Origin of the sequence: Mesorhizobium sp. M7A.F.Ca.US.014.04.1.1 (assembly GCF_003998745.1) — a bacterium.
Lineage (GTDB): Bacteria > Pseudomonadota > Alphaproteobacteria > Rhizobiales > Rhizobiaceae > Mesorhizobium > Mesorhizobium ciceri.
Genome location: NZ_RZRW01001244.1, coordinates 1 through 758, shown reverse-complemented (window position 1 = coordinate 758; position 758 = coordinate 1). Strand labels below are relative to the sequence as shown.

The following is a 758-nucleotide window of genomic DNA, read 5'->3' as shown; positions in this document are numbered from 1 at the left end:
CCGATGGACCCGCGCAGCGCGCGCCAGCCGTGGATCGACGCGCACGGCGTCCGTCATCTGGCGGCCCATGCGGCCGAGCGCGCCGGCGATGGCGATCCTGATCGGCGGCTGCGGCATGGCCTCGGCTATTTCCACATGCCGCGCATACGGGCGCCAATGTCGACGCGCACCTCCGGCCGGGCCGCCCTGCCCTGCGCGGCCAGCGCGCTTGGCCACGACATCTGTTCGAACGCGGCGAGGATCGAGGCCGGGATGAAACGGGTGCGCGAGGCATAGAGATGGCGGTCGCCGCGCGCCGCCTGGCCATGTGGAAAGAAACGCTGCGGCATGACCAGGTTGAGATTGTCCTTGGCCCGTGTCATCGCGACATAGAGCAGCCGGCGCTCCTCCTCGATGTCCTCCTTGGTGCCGACGCCGAGATCGGCCGGGATGCAGCCATCGACGGTGTTGAGCACGAAGACATTTTTCCACTCCTGGCCCTTGGCCGAGTGGATGGTCGACAGGATCAGATAATCCTCGTCGCGATGCGGCGGCCCAGCCTGGTCGCTGGTGGCGTCCGGCGGATCGAGCGTCAGTTCGGTCAGGAAGCGCTCGCGCGAGGCATAGCCCGAGCCGATCTGCTCAAGTTGCAACAGGTCGGCCCGGCGCGTCGTCGCGTCCTCGTGGATGCGTTCCAGATGCGGCTCGTACCACAGCCTGATCTTTTCGGGGTCGGCCGGCCATCTGGCGCCCGCGCGCAGGCCGGAATAGAGCGCGAC

The 758-nt window shown here is 68.2% G+C and carries 1 protein-coding gene; it reads right to left on the bottom strand.

Annotated features, from left to right (window positions below; all coding sequences use genetic code 11):
* Positions 1 to 125: 125 nt before the first annotated feature.
* On the bottom strand, positions 126 to 758 hold a 633-nt coding region (locus tag EOA22_RS35840; protein WP_164756292.1), incomplete at its 5' end, for an ATP-dependent helicase.